A 15,343-nucleotide genomic window follows, 5' to 3' on the forward strand; every position below is an offset into this window, starting at 1 on the left:
CCATGGAGTCGATCAGCTCACAGGGGGCGCCGCCCCGTCCCGAGGCCGTCCGCCACGAATACCGGCGTGCCGCAACGTCGCACCCGGAAGGCAAGGGCTGGACACGGAACGAGCTCGCTGCGCGGGTGGCGCAGGAGCTCACGAATGGGCAGTACGTCAACCTTGGCATCGGGATGCCCACGCTGATCCCCAACTACATCCCCGCCGGTGTGGAGGTGGTCCTGCATTCGGAGAACGGCATCCTGGGCGTCGGCCCCTATCCAGGCGAGGACGAGGTCGACCCCGACCTGATCAATGCCGGCAAGGAAACCGTCACCGTCAACAAGGGGGCAGCCTTCTTTGACTCCTCGCTGTCGTTCGGCATGATCCGCGGTGGGCACGTGGACGTGGCAGTGCTCGGCGCCATGGAGGTCGCCGCCAACGGCGATCTGGCCAACTGGATGATCCCGGGCAAGATGGTCAAGGGCATGGGCGGCGCCATGGACCTGGTCTTCGGCGCCAAAAAGGTGATCGTGATGATGGAGCACCTGGACCGCAACGGCAAACCCAAGATCGTGGAGCGGTGCACGCTGCCGCTCACGGGCCAGGCCTGCGTGGACCGGATCATCACGGACCTCGCCGTGATTGACGTGGTCGCCGACGGCAGGTCATCCAGGCTGGTCCTGCGCGAGCTGGCTCCCAACGTGTCTGTGGACGATGTGGCTGCGGCCACCGGCGCCGAGCTGTTCGAAGAAGACCAGGAACTGACTGTATGACGGCGGGCCGCCAGGAACAGAAGGCCGACGGGGATTCGACCGGCTCCACCAGCGTCAGCCCCCGCGTTGTTGAACAGCGGGGCCTCTACTTCGACGAATTGGAAGAAGGAGTGGTCTACGCCCACCGGCCGGGCCGGACGGTCACCGAGACCGACAACGTCCTGTTCACCACCATGACCATGAACACGCAGGGACTGCACCTTGACGCGGCGTGGAGCGCGGGGCAGCCGTTCGGCCAGCGGCTGGTGAACTCGATGTTCACCCTGGCTACCGTCGTTGGGCAGTCCGTCACCCAACTCACGCAGGGGACCATCATCGCGCAGCTTGGCCTGACCGATGTGTCCTTCCCCGGCCCGCTCTACCACGGCGACACTTTGTACACCGAGACCGTCATCACCGGAAAGCGGCTCTCCGGATCGCGCCCGGGCCAGGGGATCGTCACCATGAAGCACACCGGCCGCAACCAGGACGGCGCGGTGGTTGCCTTGGCGACACGCAGCTGCCTGATGTGGACCCGGGAGGCACACCTGAAGGCGGAGACGGAAGCGCAGAAGGAAAAATAATCGGACAATGACTGTATGACTTTCGTGATGGGCCCCGCCCTGCTGTTCTGCCCTGCTGACCGCCCCGAACGCTTCCAGAAGGCCGCCGAGCGCTCCGATGCCGTCATCATTGACCTCGAGGACGCGGTGGCGGCGCCGGACAAGCAACGGGCCCGGGGGGCGATCCTGGCCCAGCTCGGCAGTTCCGGCGAAGGGCCGGAGCTCGACCCCAGCCGGACCATCATCCGGATCAACCCGGCCGGCACGGAGGACTTCGAGAAGGACCTCCATTGCCTGGCGCACACGCCATACCGGACGGTGATGCTGGCCAAGACCGAAAGCGCGGAGCAGCTGCGGGCCCTCGAGGGCTTCCACGTAATCGCGCTGTGCGAAACGGCCGCCGGGATCGTGAACGCGCCGGCCATTGCCGCCGCACCCAACGTGGTGGCGCTGATGTGGGGGGCAGAGGACCTCCTCGCGTCCCTCGGCGGGACGTCCAGCAGGAAGGACGACGGCGGCTACCGCGCCGTTGCGCTGCATGCCCGGTCATCGGTGCTGCTCGCGGCAGGGGCCTTCGGCAAGGAAACAGTGGACGCGGTCTACGTCAACATCCCGGATCTCGAGGGGCTGACCGAGGAGGCCCGGGACGCCGCGGCGTCCGGCTTCAGCTCAAAGGCCTGCATCCATCCGAACCAGGTCGCTGCGGTCCGCGCGGCCTACGCACCGGCCGACGAGGACGTCGCCGCCGCCCGGGAGCTGCTGGAGGCTGCACGTACGGCAGGAACCGGGGTGTTCCAGTTCAAGGGCAAGATGATCGACGGGCCCATCCTCAAGCACGCCCAGTCCACGATTCGGCGGGCCGGGGTCTCTGCCTAGCGGGAGCCCCAGCAGGAGCCGTTCCTTACTGCCGCCGTCCCGGAGCGTGCCTTAGGGAGAGCGGCGGGATGGCTTCATACAGCGGAGTCCGGATCCAGCGCTGGCCGGTCTCGCGGAACTCGGCCCGGTTGGAGAAGCGGTACAGGTAGGTGCGGGCGCGCACCCAGCGCGGGCGTTCGCCGTCGAACGGATCATTGCGCAGCAGGCGCAGCACCGCATGGTCGGCCTCCAGCAGCTTGGCCAGGAAGGTGTAGAACCATTCCTCGTGCACGGTGCGCAGGGGAAGGAACCACATGAGCCAGTCGAGCCGCAGGTGGTAAGGGGCCCACTGGCGCGGCAACCTGCGGACATCGCCGGGTTTGCCCTTGAAGCCGTACTCCCGCCAGTCCTCCGAGTCGGGCTCCTCCTCCATGGTGCCCTCGACAGCCACCTCAATCCGTTGCTTCGTCACCGTGCCGAACGCGCCGTAGGTGTTCACCAGCTGCCAGCGGTTGAAACTGGCGTTCATCAGCTGGTGGCGCGAAAACAGGTTGCGGACGGGCCAGTAGCTGAGTGCCGCGAGCAATAGTGTCACTGCGAGGGTGATGACGAGCCACCACAGCGGCGTTTGCCGGCCGTCACCAGCCGTGTGCCGGTCCAGCGGAATCACCGGCAGCACCGCATGCGCCACGGGATCGCTGACTGCCGCGAAGGCCAGCACTATGGCGATCCAGTTCAGCCACGCGAAGTTGCCGCTGGCCACGAGCCACAGCTGCGTAAAGATGATGATGCCGGCCGCGATACTCGCGACCGGCTGCGGGGCGAAGAGGAAGAAAGGCACCACAAGCTGGGCGAAGTGGTTGCCCACCACCTCCAGCCGGTGGAACGGCCGGGGCAGGAGATGCGCCTGCCGGCTAAGCGGTCCCGGCATGGGCTGCGTCTCATGGTGGTAGTACAGCGCCGTGAGGTCGCGCCACTCCCGGCCGCCGCGGATCTTGATCATGCCCGCGCCGAATTCCAGCCGGAACACCAGCCAGGCCACGAGGATCAGGATGGTCCGGGGCGGATCCGTCTGGTCGGAGCCGAGAAAGGCCACCGTGAACCCGGCCTCAAGGAGCAGCATCTCCCAGCCGAAGCCGTAAAACGTTTGTCCCACGTTGACGATCGACATGTACAGCAGCCACAGCGCAAGGAAGGCGATCAGCGGCAGCCACGGCGGCCCCAGCTGCGGAAGCCCGGCAACCAGGGTGGCTGCAACGGCCAGTCCCGTGCAGCACACCGAACGCAGCAGCCGGTCGGAGTAGCGCCAGCGGAACAGCGTGGGCCTCCGCAGCCTGCTGAACCCCTCCAGATAGTCGGGTACGGGCAGGAGTCCGCGCTCGCCGAGCAACGCAGGGAACTGGTTTAGGGACGAAAGGAACGCAACGAAGTAGAGCGCGGCGATGCCACGCTGCAGCACCTGCCGGGCGAATTCGAAGTCCCGCGCGTCGAACCAGGAGGCCCAGTCCACCCTTCCACGTTACGCCCGCCGCGGAGGGCGTCAAGGCACTTCCGGGCGGCGGCACTCTCGATCGTTGAGGAGTGCCCGACGGGGACAACCAGTCGCGGCATTAGGATCGGAACATGTTTGCACTGGTGCTCATCGCGGTCGTTGCGGGGGCCTTGGCGCAACGGCTTGCCGGCCTGGGCTTCGGGCTCCTGGTCTCGCCGGTCCTCGTGGTGCTCCTGGGTCCGTTCGACGGCGTGATGATCATCAACCTCTGCGGCGCGGCCTCGTCACTGCTGATCCTGTCCAGGGTGTGGCGGCACGTCAGCTGGCGGCGCTACCTTGGCCTCGCGGCTTCGGCGCTGACCGGCGTAGTGCCCGGCGCCTGGCTGGCCAGCCACGCCCCGGAGGCGCCGCTGGAGGTCTGCATCGGAGCCCTGTTGATCCTGGGGCTGTTGGCTTCTCAGCGGCTGAACCGCAGCGACTGGCGGGTCTCGGGCCCGGTACCGATGGTCTCGCTGGGATTTACCAGCGGACTCATGAACGCGGCGGCGGGAGTGGGAGGCCCGGCCATTACGGCCTACGCCATCGTGACGCGCTGGGAGCAGAAGAGCTTCGGAGCCACCCTGCAGCCGTACTTTGTGACGACCGGGCTGTCCTCGCTGCTGAGCAAATACCTGTTTTCCGGGGGCCACCTTCCGGCCCTGGAAGGCTGGCAGTGGCTGGGCATCCTGGCCGCAATGGTCTTGGGGATCGTGGCCGGCGACCTCCTCTCCGGCAGAGTCCGGCCCGGGGTCGTCCGCAGGATTGTTGTGGCGATCGCCTACGCCGGAGCTGTGTCCACGATGGCCAAGGGCGTGGTGGAGATGGCATTGGGCTAGCCTCCTGCCACGTCGCGGCATGCGGCAGGCGTCCGCTGTGCGGGATACTTAAGTCATGCAGACTTCGGGCGCCAGCCGTTCAGCCAGCCGACCAGCAACGGGCCAGCCGCGCAGAATCGTCCTTCTCGGATCCACCGGTTCGATCGGCACCCAGGCAATTGACGTCGTCGACGGCGCCCCGCACCTTTTCGAGGTCGTGGCGCTCAGCGCCGGCGGCGGCAACCTGGAACTCCTCGCACGGCAGGCCGTGCATACGAGGGCGCGCGCGGTGGGCGTCGCCTCCGGCGATCCCCGCCGCCTGCAGGACCTGATCGATGACGCCGCCCGGGCGGCCGGGCTCGCGCGGTACCGTCCGGAGATCATCGCCGGCCCGGACGCCTCCACAAGGATCGCCGCCGTGGAAGCGGATGTGGTGCTCAACGGCATCACCGGCTCCATCGGCCTGGCGCCCACGCTTGCCGCCCTCGAGGCCGGAGCAACACTCGCGCTGGCCAACAAGGAGTCGCTGATTGTGGGCGGCTCCCTCGTCAAAGCCGCCGCCGGGGAGGGCCAGATCGTGCCGGTGGACTCCGAACACTCCGCCATTGCCCAGTGCCTGCGCTCCGGCTCTGCCGCCGAGGTGGACAAGCTCATCCTGACGGCGTCCGGCGGCCCGTTCCGCGGCCGCACCCGTGAGCAGCTGGCGGACGTCACCCCGGAAGAAGCTTTGGCCCACCCCACCTGGGACATGGGCCTGATGGTCACCACCAACTCCGCCAGCCTGGTCAACAAGGGATTGGAAGTGATCGAGGCGCACCTGCTGTTCGACATCCCGCTGGACCGGATCGACGTCGTGGTCCACCCGCAGTCAGTGGTCCATTCCATGGTGCAGTTCGTGGACGGCTCCATCATCGCCCAGGCCTCGCCGCCGGACATGCGCCTGCCCATCGCGCTCGGTCTGGGTTGGCCTGACCGTGTTCCGCAGGCGGCCACGCCCTGCGACTGGACGCAGGCCACCAGCTGGACCTTCGAGCCGCTCGATGTGAGCGCCTTCCCGGCCGTCGGGCTTGCCAAGGACGCCGCCAAGCAGGGGAGCACTTATCCGGCTGTATTCAACGCAGCCAACGAGGAGGCTGTGGTGGCCTTCCATGAGGGCCGCATCCGGTTCACGGACATTGTGGATACCATCGAAGCGGTCCTCAGCGAACACCCGGGTTCCTCCCGGTTAACGGTCGAGTCCGTGCTGGATGCTGAAAAGTGGGCACGAGCCCGCGCCCACGAACGTTTAGCAGTGAGCAGTCTCTAGGAAGCAGCAGATCGAAAGCATGAGTCCCGTTATCCTCTTCATCCTCGGTGTCGTCTTCGTTGCCGTCGGCATCGCGGTGTCCATTGCCCTGCACGAGGTGGGGCACCTGCTTCCCGCCAAGCTGTTCAAGGTGCGCGTCACCAAGTACATGATCGGCTTTGGCCCCACTGTCTGGTCCACCAAAAAGGGCGAGACGGAATACGGTTTCAAGGCCCTTCCGCTGGGCGGCTATGTGTCGATGATCGGCATGTACCCGCCCAACAAGGTCGACGGCTCGGTGCGTCCCTCCAGCACCGGGATGTTCCAGACGCTCGCCACCGAAGCCCGGTCCATGGCCCACGAAGAGGTGGGGCCCGGGGACGAAAACCGCGTGTTCTACCGGCTTCCGGTGTGGAAAAAGATCATCGTGATGCTGGGCGGACCCGCGATGAACCTGCTGATCGGCGTCGTGCTCACCGCCGTGCTGCTCATGGGGTTTGGTGTCGCCACGCCGACGACGACCATCGCCGACGTCTCGAAGTGCCAGGTCAAGGCGGGGGAGACCGTCGATCCGAACTCCGCCGCCTGCAAGCTGACGCCTGCCGCCTCCGCCGGTATCAAGCCGAACGACGTCATCACGTCCTTTGACGGCAAAGCCGTCACCGGCTGGGATGAGCTCACCGGCTGGATCCGCGCGTCCGCGGGACGCAAAGTCAGCATCACCGTGGAGCGGAACGGCGCACCGGTGACCACGACCGTCACGCCCGTGCTGTCGGCGCGGCCGGTCATCGGCGAAGACGGCCGGCAGGCGAAGGACTCCCAGGGCAAACTCCGGTACCAGGACGTCGGCTTCCTCGGCATTGGTGCGCAGACAGCGCTCGTTGCCCAACCGGCGTCGTCCGTCCTGCCCATGGCGGGGGAGAACATCCGGCAGGTTGCCGGCGTCATCCTCAATCTTCCTGCCCGTGTTGCCGGAGTGGCGAAAGCCGCCTTCAGCGAAGAGCCGCGGGACCCGAACGGTCCCATCAGTGTGGTTGGTGTGGGCCGGGTGGCCGGCGAAGTTGCCGCAATGGAAGACGTGCCGGTGCAGTCCAGGCTCGCCGCCCTGGTGGGCCTGCTGGCGGGCCTGAACTTCGCGCTTGCGGTGTTCAACTTGGTGCCGTTGCTGCCGCTCGACGGCGGCCATGTGGCTGGGGCTCTGTATGAAGCGGCCCGGCGGCGCGTTGCAAAGCTCTTCGGCAAGCCCGACCCGGGTGCCTTCGACATTGCCAAGCTGCTTCCCGTGACCTACGTCGTGGCAGCCCTGCTGATGGGGATGGGTGCGCTGCTGATTTATGCGGACATCGTGAAACCGGTAAATCTCTTCGGATAACCCCAAACAGCTGATATCGAGTAATCAGCCGATTTTGGATGATTTATCATAATCAGTCTGAAGTGATTGATATTGAGCGATATGCCGCTTACGGTTGAGCAATGTACGTCATGACAATCGACCAGCGGGGCAGCCGCACCGATATTGACCGGGTGCCCGAGCTGCTGGACGGACTGCGGCGGCTTTCCCGGGGCCGCTTTGAACGTTCAGTGGGGGATGAGATCCAGGGCGTCCTCGACATGCCGGCCGACGTGGTGGAGGTGGCCATCCACGCGCTCCGCAGCGGCCGCTGGTATGTGGGGATCGGCATCGGCCCAGTGAATGAGCCGCAGCCGGTCAGTCCCCGGGAGGGATCGGGGGCCGCCTTCGTGGCGGCACGACAGGCCGTGGACCGTGCCAAGGCTGCCGCCAGCCACGTTCCGGTGGCGGTGGTGTCGGGCGGTGTCCGGCGCGGTACGGCGGCCGCGGGCGATGCGGAAGACGGAGTCAGGGCGTGCGCCAATGCAGAAGCTGTTTTGCGCCTCGTGGGGAGGCTCATCAGGGAACGGACTGAGGCCCAGTGGCGGGTGGTAGACGCGCTCCGGGCCAGAAACGGACGCGATCCCGGTCGCCACGGACAGCAAAAGCAGGTTGCCCAGGAACTGGGAATCAGCGAACAGTCGGTGAGCCGGGCCATCATCAGGTCCGGATGGCAGGAAGAATGGGCGGCGAGACCGGCGGTTGAAATGCTGCTGGCCACCGCCCATGGGCTGATCCTTGACGCGTCCGGCCCGGAAGCACCCAACCGAGGAGAACGGTGAACGCACTCTGGATCACACTGGCCCTGGTGGCCGCAGGGTTCGTGGGCTGGCCTGTGACCGCACTGGTGTTCAGGCTCGCCCGGACTATCGACGACAAGGCGGATGCCACCGCCGGCACGGCAGAGAACGCCGACGATCCTTCGGCCGATGTCACCGTGGACTCCGGGACCACCGGGGATCCCCAGGACGCCGCGGATTCCAAGAGCACGGTGGATTCCAAAAGCACGGCAGATTCCAAAGGCACGGGCGCCGGCAACACGGTGGACGGCGACATTACGGTCACCCGGGAAACATCGCCGGAGCCGCCCGCAACGCGGATCCTGCGCGGCGGAGCCATCATCGGAGTGCTTGAGCGGCTGGCCGTCTGCCTGGCCATCCTGACGGGTCAGCCCGTGGCCATTGCCTACGTGGTGGCCATCAAGGGCCTGGGGCGCTTCGCTGAACTCAAGGAGACCCCCGTGGCCGCGGAGCGCTTCATCATCGGGACCCTCACCTCCATGCTCTGGGCAGCGGGTGTCGCGGCCTTTACGAAGGTGGTGCTCCTCGGGTAGGGCGGCCGCGGGATAGGGTATCTGTATGACTGTTTTCGCTGTTGAGTACGTATACGATGCCGAGTCCGCGGATGTCCGTGCCGCCACCCGCCCGTCGCACCGCGAATGGACCGCAGGGCTGGCCGAGGAGGGCGTGCTCCTCGCGAGCGGCCCTTACGGTGACGGCGCCGGTGCCCTGCTCATCTTCAAAGCCGCCGACGAGAACGCGCTGAACGACATCCTCAAGCAGGACCCCTTCGCCGCCGCCGGCGTCATCTCCGGCACACGCACCACGGAATGGGCTCCGGTGACCGGCCTCCTGGCCGACCACGCCTAGCCCTTCCCGCTAATTTTCTTCGATACAAGGAGTCCACGTGACCTCGGTCAGCCTGGGAATGCCATCCGCACCGCCCCCCGTCCTTGCTCCCCGCCGCAAGACACGGCAGATCAAAGTCGGCTCGGTGGGCGTCGGGTCCGATTCGCCCGTCAGTGTGCAGTCGATGACCACCACGCCCACCACGGACATCAACGCCACCCTGCAGCAGATCGCCGAGCTGACGGCGTCCGGCTGCGACATCGTCCGGGTCGCCTGTCCCTCCGCGGATGACGCCGAGGCCCTCCCGATCATCGCCAGGAAGTCCCAGATACCGGTCATCGCCGACATCCACTTCCAGCCGAAGTACGTCTTTGCGGCCATCGAAGCCGGCTGCGCCGCCGTGCGCGTCAACCCCGGCAACATCCGGAAGTTCGATGACCAGATCAAGGAAATCGCCAAGGCAGCCAAGGATCACGGCACTTCCATCCGCATCGGTGTCAACGCCGGATCCCTGGAGCCGGGCATCCTGAAGAAGTACGGCAAAGCCACCCCGGAAGCCCTGGTTGAGTCCGCGGTCTGGGAAGCGTCCCTGTTCGAGGAGCACGGTTTCCACGACTTCAAGATCTCGGTCAAGCACAACGACCCGGTCATCATGGTGGCGGCGTACGAGATGCTCGCCGAGAAGGGGGACTGGCCGCTGCACCTTGGCGTGACCGAGGCGGGCCCCGCGTTCCAGGGCACCATCAAGTCGGCCACGGCCTTTGGGGCCCTGCTCTCGCGCGGCATCGGCGACACCATCCGTGTCTCCCTGTCCGCCCCGCCGGTCGAGGAGATCAAGGTGGGCAACCAGATTCTGCAGTCCTTGAACCTGCGTCCGCGCAAGCTGGAAATTGTGTCATGCCCGTCCTGCGGCCGTGCCCAGGTGGACGTCTACACCCTGGCCGAACAGGTGACCGCCGGACTTGAAGGCATGGAAATCCCGCTGCGCGTAGCTGTCATGGGCTGCGTGGTCAACGGACCGGGCGAAGCACGCGAAGCTGACCTGGGAGTTGCGTCCGGCAACGGCAAGGGCCAGATTTTTGTGAAGGGTGAGGTCATCAAGACTGTCCCTGAGAGCCAGATTGTTGAGACACTGATCGAAGAGGCCATGCGTATCGCGGAAGAGATGGGGGAGGCCGATGGCGAAGATGCTGTCAAGGGTGGCCCCGTGGTTAGCGTCTCATAAAGACGGAGCCGCTCCGGACCGTGTGACCGTGCGGGCACTGGGTGCTGCGGATACGGCCGGGCTGCGCGAGTTGGCCGCTGCTGATCCCGTGGCGAATGTCTTCATCCTGGCGCACCTGGAATCTACGGGCACGGCCGCCCCGACTCCAGGGGGCGCCAGTGTTCTGGGCGTTTTCGACGACGGTTTGCTGGTTGGTGCCTGCTGGGCGGGCGCCAACCTGGTGCCGGTCCAGCTCGCGCCCGCGCTCACCGGGGCGGTGGCTGCCGCGGCGCACCGCTCCGGCCGGAGGTTTGCGTCCATCTTCGGTCCGGCGCACACAGTGCTTGCCTTGCACAATCACCTGGAGCAATTGGGACATGTGGCGCACGAAGTGCGCCCGGACCAGCCCCTCATGACCATTGCCGGTCCGCCAGCCGTAGAACCCAACTGGCAGCTGGGGTTCGGCCAATACGCTGACTTCGACACCATTCTCCCGGCCTGCGCGGCGATGTTCGAGGAGGAAGTGGGCTATTCGCCGTATCTGGGCGGCCGGGACTTCTATAGCCGCCGGGTCGCGGGACTGATCCGACAGGGGCACTCCCTGGTTCACCTCAGCGACGGCGAAGTGGTGTTCAAAGCCGAGCTTGGCGCCGTGACCACCGAAGTGACGCAGGTGCAGGGCGTGTGGATGAACCCCAGCTACCGCGGACTGGGCCTGAGCGCCGGCTACATGGCTGCCGTGGTGCTGCTCGCCCAGAAAATGGCGCCGGTCACCAGCCTCTATGTCAACGACTACAACTCCCGCGCCCGCGCCACCTACGAGCGAGTAGGCTTCCGCCAGGTCGGGACTTTTGCCACGGTGCTTTTCTAAGGCCAGTGCATTTCTGAGCCCGGTGCTTTTCCGAGGCCGGTGCTTTTTCTGAGACCGGGCTTGAAATGGGTGACTGCCATCACATAGGTTCTAACTGACCGTGCCTTCGGGCGCGGATGGTCTCAGAGAATTGGCGGCATGACCGGCCGCGGAGCCACGCCGCCACAGGGATGACCAGCCGGAGACGGCCAGGGGCTTCCGCTGTGGGGCGTGGCTCTTCTGCGGCAGCCCCCGCCGGGAAGCGTCTGTTGCCGGAGCGCGCGGAAGCCCCGGCGCCGCCTTGCCGGTAGATTAGTACCCAGACAATCAGCACTTTCCCCCAGAAACGGATACTGACCCGTGGTCCTTAGACTCTCCAAGCTATTCCTGCGCACGCTGCGTGAAGATCCCGCCGACGCCGAGGTGGCCAGCCACAGGCTGCTCGTGCGCGCCGGATACATCCGCCGTGCCGCGCCGGGTATCTACACGTGGCTGCCCCTGGGGCTGAGCGTGCTGCGCAGGGTGGAACAGGTAATCCGCGAGGAGATGACCGCCATCGGCGCCCAGGAAGTCCACTTCCCGGCCCTGCTCCCCAAGGAACCCTACGAGGCCACGAACCGCTGGACCGAGTACGGCGAGGGCATCTTCCGGCTCAAGGACCGCAAGGGCGGGGACTACCTGCTGGCTCCCACCCATGAGGAGATGTTCACCCTGCTGGTCAAGGATTTGTACTCCTCGTACAAGGACCTTCCGCTGAGCATCTACCAGATCCAGAACAAGTACCGCGACGAAGCACGTCCCCGTGCCGGCCTGCTGCGCGGCCGCGAGTTCATCATGAAGGATTCGTACTCCTTCGACGTCGACGACGCCGGCCTGGACGCGAGCTACAACGCGCACCGCGGCGCCTACCTGAAGATCTTCGAGCGCCTTGGCCTCGAGGTTGTTCCGGTGGCAGCCACGGCAGGTGCCATGGGCGGTTCCCGGAGCGAGGAGTTCCTGCACCCCACCGAGATCGGCGAAGACACGTTCGTGCGCTCCGCCGGCGGCTATGCAGCGAACGTGGAGGCCGTGACCACCGTGGTTCCCGCCGAGATCGACTTCACCAACGCTCCGGCGGCCGTCATAAGGGACACGCCGAATACCCCGACCATCGACACCCTCGTGGCCGCTGCCAACGAGCTCGCTCCCCGGAGCGAGGCCGACGGCGGCGATTGGACGGCCGCTGACACGTTGAAGAACGTGGTCCTCGCCGTGACGCTGCCGACGGGTGAGCGCCAGATCGTGGTCATCGGCGTCCCCGGCGACCGTGGCGTCGACCTGAAGCGCGTTGAGGCGAACATCGGCGCTTTCCTGCCAGTGGCCGGCGAAATTACGGTGGAGGCCGCGGGCGAAGAAGACCTCGCCAAGAACCCGCTCATCGTCAGGGGCTACCTTGGCCCGGGGATGTCCCTGGACACGCCGCTGCTCGGCACGGAGGGCGCATCCAGGCTCCTCTACCTCGTGGACCCGCGCATCGTCGGCGGCACGTCATGGGTGACCGGTGCCAACATGGCCGGCAAGCACGTGTTCGGCCTCGTGGCTGGCAGGGACTTCGGCTGGGACGGTGTGATTGAGTGCACCGAAGTTCGCGCAGGCGACGAAGCCCCGGACGGCTCGGGCCCGCTTGAGACCGCCCGTGGCATCGAGATGGGGCACATTTTCCAGCTCGGCCGCAAGTACGCGGAAGCGCTTGAGCTGAAGGTCCTGGATCAGAATGGCAAGCAGGTGGTGGTGACCATGGGTTCCTACGGCGTGGGCGTGACCCGTGCCGTGGCTGCCCTCGCGGAATCCAACCATGATGCCCGGGGCCTGGTCTGGCCGCGGGCAGTGGCTCCGGCCGACGTCCATGTCGTGGCCGTGGGTCGCGGCGAGGAGATCTTCGCCGCGGCGGAGCAGCTCGCCTCGGAACTCGAGGCCGCCGGCCTCGAGGTTATTTACGATGACCGCCCCAAGGTCTCCCCGGGCGTCAAGTTCGGCGACGCTGAGCTCATTGGCGTGCCCACCATCCTCGCCGTCGGCAAGGGACTTGTGGACGGCGTCGTAGAGATCAAGGACCGCCGCAGCGGTGAGGCCGAAAACGTTGCAGTGGACAAGGCTGTTGACTTCGTGGTCAACGCCGTCCGCAACAACTGACTGCCCGCAGCCGCCAAGGTGGTCTCGGGTTTCGAATCGATCCAGCTCGCCACTGTGATCCTGATAGTGGTGGCCGGCTTCGCTGCCGGCTGGGTGGACGCGGTGGTGGGCGGCGGCGGGCTGCTGCAGCTTCCTGCGCTGCTGCTCGTTCCGGGGATCACCCCGGTGCAGGCCCTCGCCACCAACAAGATGGGTTCCATCTTCGGCACCAGCACCAGCGCCGTCACCTACTACGGCCGGGTCCGGCCTGACCTGAGGACTGCGCTGCCCATGGCGGCCATTGCGCTGGCCGGCAGCTTCGGCGGGGCCTTGCTGGCTGCCCGGCTGCCGGCCGAGGTGTTCAAGCCGATCATCGTAGTGGCGCTGGTTGCCGTCGCGCTTTTCACTGCCCTCAAACCCGACGCCGGGCACCTGACGGTCCTCAGGCACGACGGCGGCACCCACTATGTGGTGGCCTGCACCATCGGTGCCGTGATCGGCTTCTATGACGGATTGATCGGCCCGGGCACGGGCTCGTTCCTGGTGATCGCACTGGTCTCGGCGATGGGATACGCGTTCCTTGAGGCAAGCGCCAAGGCGAAGATCGTCAACCTGGCCACGAACGCCGGTGCGCTGTTGTTCTTCCTGCCGCACGGCTCCCTGCTCTGGGGGGTCGGCCTGGTGCTGGGTCTGGCAAACATGGCCGGCGGCTATTTGGGGGCGCGCACGGCGGTGAAACAGGGGAGCCGGTTCGTGCGCCTCGTCTTCCTCGCGGTGGTGGGCGCCCTGATCATCAAACTCGGCTTCGACGTGTGGCAGGAAAACTTTGCCTGACCCTTCGCTTGACCGGGAGTTCCCGGCCCGACAGAATCTGGTGGGATCCCCCTCGTAACAACCCCCGGGGTCGGCGTAGCATGCATCTATGTCAGCGGGTGCGGAGCCCTACAAGGAAGCCCTTGCGGCGGCCGTGCGCCATGCCACCCAGTGGCTCGCAAGCCAGCCGACCCGCCCCGTGGGTCCGCGGCAGGCGGCCCGGGAGTTGGCCGCAGCATTCGGCGGCGAGCTGCCGCAGTCCGGCATGCCTCCGGCGGACGTGGTGGACTACCTCGCCAGCCATGCGGAACCCGGGCTCATGGCCATGCCGTCGGGCCGCTTCTTCGGCTGGGTCATCGGTGGCACCCTGCCGGCCGCCATGGCGGCGGACTGGCTTGTCAGCTCATGGGACCAAAACGCGGTCCTCCGCTATGCCACCCCCGCCATGGCGGCCATCGAGGAAGCAGCAGGCGGCTGGCTGCTGCAGTTGCTGGGCCTGCCGGAGGACTCCGACGTCGGCTTCGTCACCGGAGCCACCATGGCCAACTTCACGGGTCTGGCGGCCGCACGCTGGCGGCTGCTCAAAGACGCCGGCTGGAACCTGGACCGCGATGGGCTCTTCGGCGCGCCGCGGATCCACTGCATCGTGGGGGAGGAGCGGCACGAGACGATCGACCTCGCCCTGCGCTACCTGGGCCTGGGCAGTCCCACCGTGGTGGCGTCCGACGACCAGGGGCGCATCGATGCCGCGGAGCTGGACTGTGCCCTTGACCGTGCGCTGAGCTCGGGCCCGGCTCCGGTGCTGGTGTGCCTGCAGGCCGGCAACCTGCACTCGGGCGCCTTCGACCCCTTCGCCGCGGCGATCGCAGTGTCCAAGGCACACCGCGCGTGGGTGCACGTGGACGGGGCATTCGGACTTTGGGCGGCAGCCGTCCCCGAGTTCGCCGGGCTGACGGCAGGGCTCGGACGGGCCGACTCGTGGGCCACCGATGCCCACAAGAGCCTCAATGTCCCGTACGACTGCGGCGTCGCCGTCGTCAAGGACGCGCAGGCCCTGCGCAGCGCCATGGGGCTGAACGCGAGCTACCTCATCCAGGATGCGGATGGTGCGGGTGATCCCAGCCAGAAGGTTCCGGAACTTTCGCGCAGGGCCAGGGGTGTGCCGGTGTGGGCCGCGCTGAAGTCACTCGGCCGGGATGGCGTGGCCGAACAGATCCGCCGCCTCGCGGCCTCCGCGGCCCGGCTCGCGGAAAAGCTTGCGGTGCTTGACGGCGTGGAAGTGCTGAACGACGTCGGCTATACGCAGATTTCCGTCGCTTTCGGTGACGACGCCACCACCCGTGAGGTGGCGGCGAGGCTCATAGCCGACGGCACGGTGTGGATGTCCGGTTCGCGCTGGCACGGCAGGGACGTGCTGCGGATCTCCGTCAGTAACTGGACCACCGACGCCGCCGACGTTACCACGGCAGCCGAGGCGGTCCGGACTGCCCTCGAAGGCGTCCGGACCGGCGCCCGCTGACCGCC

General features: G+C 66.8%; 15 protein-coding genes. 14 read left to right on the forward strand and 1 reads right to left on the reverse strand.

Annotation, left to right across the window (positions count from 1 at the left end; genetic code table 11):
- Positions 1 to 2 precede the first annotated feature (2 nt).
- From AC1D14_RS06490 to AC1D14_RS06500, 3 genes are read left to right on the forward strand one after another with little or no spacing between them, the layout of a single operon-like run.
- Positions 3 to 755, forward strand: a complete 753-nt coding sequence (locus AC1D14_RS06490) for a CoA transferase subunit B (protein WP_230120608.1) — start codon at positions 3 to 5, stop codon at positions 753 to 755.
- A complete protein-coding gene (locus AC1D14_RS06495; protein WP_230120606.1) occupies positions 752 to 1,318 on the forward strand; it encodes a MaoC family dehydratase in 567 nt (188 codons plus the stop codon). The genes AC1D14_RS06490 and AC1D14_RS06495 overlap by 4 nt, the downstream gene beginning before the upstream one ends.
- A 15-nt stretch (positions 1,319 to 1,333) precedes the next feature.
- Positions 1,334 to 2,173 carry an HpcH/HpaI aldolase/citrate lyase family protein gene (locus tag AC1D14_RS06500; RefSeq protein WP_476880897.1) on the forward strand — a complete coding sequence of 280 codons (840 nt, stop codon included), beginning with the start codon at positions 1,334 to 1,336 and terminating at the stop codon, positions 2,171 to 2,173.
- A gap of 25 nt (positions 2,174 to 2,198) precedes the next feature.
- On the opposite strand, the gene AC1D14_RS06505 is transcribed toward AC1D14_RS06500, so the two are convergent.
- Positions 2,199 to 3,662, reverse strand: a complete 1,464-nt coding sequence (locus AC1D14_RS06505; protein WP_476968203.1) for a lipase maturation factor family protein — start codon at positions 3,660 to 3,662, stop codon at positions 2,199 to 2,201.
- A gap of 113 nt (positions 3,663 to 3,775) precedes the next feature.
- On the opposite strand from AC1D14_RS06505, the gene AC1D14_RS06510 reads away from it, so the two are divergent.
- The 11 genes from AC1D14_RS06510 to AC1D14_RS06560 all read left to right on the forward strand — a co-directional run bounded on the left by AC1D14_RS06510 (position 3,776) and on the right by AC1D14_RS06560 (position 15,338).
- Positions 3,776 to 4,519, forward strand: coding sequence for a TSUP family transporter (locus AC1D14_RS06510; RefSeq protein WP_476968204.1), 744 nt, complete (start codon positions 3,776 to 3,778; stop codon positions 4,517 to 4,519).
- Positions 4,520 to 4,574: 55 nt separating this feature from the next.
- Complete coding sequence (gene dxr, locus AC1D14_RS06515) at positions 4,575 to 5,804, forward strand: 1-deoxy-D-xylulose-5-phosphate reductoisomerase (protein WP_230120599.1); 1,230 nt, start codon at positions 4,575 to 4,577, stop codon at positions 5,802 to 5,804.
- A 19-nt stretch (positions 5,805 to 5,823) separates the two neighbouring features.
- Positions 5,824 to 7,155, forward strand: coding sequence for a M50 family metallopeptidase (locus AC1D14_RS06520; protein WP_230120597.1), 1,332 nt, complete (start codon positions 5,824 to 5,826; stop codon positions 7,153 to 7,155).
- 101 nt (positions 7,156 to 7,256) lie between these two features.
- Complete coding sequence (locus AC1D14_RS06525; protein WP_230120595.1) at positions 7,257 to 7,955, forward strand: MarR family transcriptional regulator; 699 nt, start codon at positions 7,257 to 7,259, stop codon at positions 7,953 to 7,955.
- On the forward strand, positions 7,952 to 8,506 hold the full coding sequence (locus tag AC1D14_RS06530) for a hypothetical protein (RefSeq protein ID WP_230120593.1): 555 nt from the start codon (positions 7,952 to 7,954) through the stop codon (positions 8,504 to 8,506). Before AC1D14_RS06525 ends, AC1D14_RS06530 begins: the two co-directional genes overlap by 4 nt.
- A gap of 25 nt (positions 8,507 to 8,531) precedes the next feature.
- Complete coding sequence (locus AC1D14_RS06535; protein WP_230120591.1) at positions 8,532 to 8,822, forward strand: YciI family protein; 291 nt, start codon at positions 8,532 to 8,534, stop codon at positions 8,820 to 8,822.
- A gap of 37 nt (positions 8,823 to 8,859) precedes the next feature.
- Positions 8,860 to 10,026: a flavodoxin-dependent (E)-4-hydroxy-3-methylbut-2-enyl-diphosphate synthase gene (ispG, locus tag AC1D14_RS06540; RefSeq protein WP_230120589.1), complete on the forward strand. Its 1,167-nt coding sequence runs from the start codon at positions 8,860 to 8,862 to the stop codon at positions 10,024 to 10,026.
- A complete protein-coding gene (locus tag AC1D14_RS06545) occupies positions 9,989 to 10,876 on the forward strand; it encodes a GNAT family N-acetyltransferase (RefSeq protein WP_230120618.1) in 888 nt (295 codons plus the stop codon). The genes ispG and AC1D14_RS06545 overlap by 38 nt, the downstream gene beginning before the upstream one ends.
- Positions 10,877 to 11,215: 339 nt before the next feature.
- A complete protein-coding gene (locus AC1D14_RS06550; protein ID WP_476968205.1) occupies positions 11,216 to 13,027 on the forward strand; it encodes a proline--tRNA ligase in 1,812 nt (603 codons plus the stop codon).
- Positions 13,028 to 13,045: 18 nt separating this feature from the next.
- The gene (locus AC1D14_RS06555) at positions 13,046 to 13,840 is read left to right on the forward strand and encodes a sulfite exporter TauE/SafE family protein (protein ID WP_230120586.1); all 795 of its coding nucleotides are present in this window, start codon (positions 13,046 to 13,048) and stop codon (positions 13,838 to 13,840) included.
- An 88-nt stretch (positions 13,841 to 13,928) separates the two neighbouring features.
- Positions 13,929 to 15,338, forward strand: coding sequence for a pyridoxal phosphate-dependent decarboxylase family protein (locus tag AC1D14_RS06560; RefSeq protein ID WP_230120584.1), 1,410 nt, complete (start codon positions 13,929 to 13,931; stop codon positions 15,336 to 15,338).
- Positions 15,339 to 15,343: the final 5 nt, after the last annotated feature.

Source organism: Arthrobacter sp. P1_B11 (genome assembly GCF_056406715.1).

Bases quoted from the DNA above. Each gene is read 5' to 3' on its own strand.
- AC1D14_RS06490 (WP_230120608.1), top strand. From the start codon at position 3: ATGGAGTCGATCAGCTCACAGGGGGCGCCGCCCCGTCCCGAGGCCGTC.
- AC1D14_RS06495 (WP_230120606.1), top strand. From the start codon at position 752: ATGACGGCGGGCCGCCAGGAACAGAAGGCCGACGGGGATTCGACCGGC.
- AC1D14_RS06500 (WP_476880897.1), top strand. From the start codon at position 1,334: ATGACTTTCGTGATGGGCCCCGCCCTGCTGTTCTGCCCTGCTGACCGC.
- AC1D14_RS06510 (WP_476968204.1), top strand. From the start codon at position 3,776: ATGTTTGCACTGGTGCTCATCGCGGTCGTTGCGGGGGCCTTGGCGCAA.
- dxr (WP_230120599.1), top strand. From the start codon at position 4,575: ATGCAGACTTCGGGCGCCAGCCGTTCAGCCAGCCGACCAGCAACGGGC.
- AC1D14_RS06520 (WP_230120597.1), top strand. From the start codon at position 5,824: ATGAGTCCCGTTATCCTCTTCATCCTCGGTGTCGTCTTCGTTGCCGTC.
- AC1D14_RS06525 (WP_230120595.1), top strand. From the start codon at position 7,257: ATGTACGTCATGACAATCGACCAGCGGGGCAGCCGCACCGATATTGAC.
- AC1D14_RS06535 (WP_230120591.1), top strand. From the start codon at position 8,532: ATGACTGTTTTCGCTGTTGAGTACGTATACGATGCCGAGTCCGCGGAT.
- AC1D14_RS06545 (WP_230120618.1), top strand. From the start codon at position 9,989: ATGCTGTCAAGGGTGGCCCCGTGGTTAGCGTCTCATAAAGACGGAGCC.
- AC1D14_RS06560 (WP_230120584.1), top strand. From the start codon at position 13,929: ATGTCAGCGGGTGCGGAGCCCTACAAGGAAGCCCTTGCGGCGGCCGTG.